Origin of the sequence: Streptomyces sp. YS-3 (assembly GCF_045257485.1) — a bacterium.
Classification (GTDB): Bacteria; Actinomycetota; Actinomycetes; order Streptomycetales; family Streptomycetaceae; genus Streptomyces.
Window position 1 is genome coordinate 1 of sequence record NZ_JBJHPC010001050.1, and the last position, 1,123, is coordinate 1,123.

Consider the following 1,123-nt stretch of genomic DNA (forward strand, 5'->3'; position numbering starts at 1 on the left):
GGCCCGCGCCGCTGATCCCCGCCCCCGGAGCACCTCATTTCCGACATCCCCGCCGAAGACCTTCGCACCGCCCTCGGCGAACTGCACCGCTTCCAAGCGCAGTTGGCGCTGGTCCATTCGCGCTATGAGCGCGCATGGTCCCAAGCGTCGGCTGCGGATGCCTCACAGGCCGCCGCAGTTATTGCACAGGGCCGGCGGCGAGAAGGCGCCGAGGCGTTCAAGCACCATGTGGCGCCGCACGCGAACACGCTGCTGTCCGCCGCGCGCAGCGCCGTGGATGCCATGCCGCCGGCTCGGCACCATGCCGCCTGGCGCGAGCTGATCGACGACATGGCCCACGCCGCCAGCCAGATCCACCGCATCCGGTCCGAGCCCACCGTCCATCCCGAGCCCGAAGCCTCCCGCGTACGTCACCTCCAGCTATGGCCCTACGTCCTGGCCTGGGCCGAACGCTCCTTCATTATCAGCGAGCTCGCCGAGCAGCACCGCCCCGCCGTCCAGGCGCTGGCATCCGAGGAGCAACAGCTCTGGACGGACCGGGCTCAGGCGGCATGGCGGCGCGGCGACTTGGATGCCGACGACGTTTGGTACAGCGCCGACAACGAGCTGATCACGGTGGCGCACCTCGTCGAGCACGGTGAGCCGACCGTGGTGGTATTGACCGGTGAACTCGGCAGTGGGCAGATGCGGGTCCTTGGCCACTACGACACCGTGAACCAGGCCATCCAGGCATCCCCGCCCGCGGTGCCCGCCGGCGTCCTGAACCCGGACTTCGCACCCTTCGCTCCCCAGCCTCCCGCAGCGGAGGTACCGGTCGCGAAGCTCGTGCGGCAGGTCGACGAGGCACGGCACACCGGGGACGTCTACATGGCGCTGCTCGACGCCGTCGACACCTCCGGCCGCTCCCGCGGCCCGCTGCCCCGCCTTGCCGACCTCCTGGACCGGGCAGCATCGTTCGCCGACGCGCTGGAGACGAAGCAGGGGCAGCGCTCAGCCGCCCGCCTGTCCGTCCTCGCGCGGCAGCTGGGCGCGCTGCGAGAAGAAATCGAGTCCGTAGCCGAGGGACTGGGGGCCGGCGTTCTGCCACCCCACCGCACACCACGCCCCCTGTTCCACCTATCTC

1 protein-coding gene is annotated in these 1,123 nt (G+C 70.6%); it reads left to right on the plus strand.

All coding sequences use genetic code 11. The features are described from left to right. Positions 1 to 102: 102 nt before the first annotated feature. Positions 103 to 1,123, plus strand: a 1,021-nt coding sequence (locus ACJA3G_RS37395) for a hypothetical protein (protein ID WP_406557459.1), incomplete at its 3' end; no start/stop codon positions are given.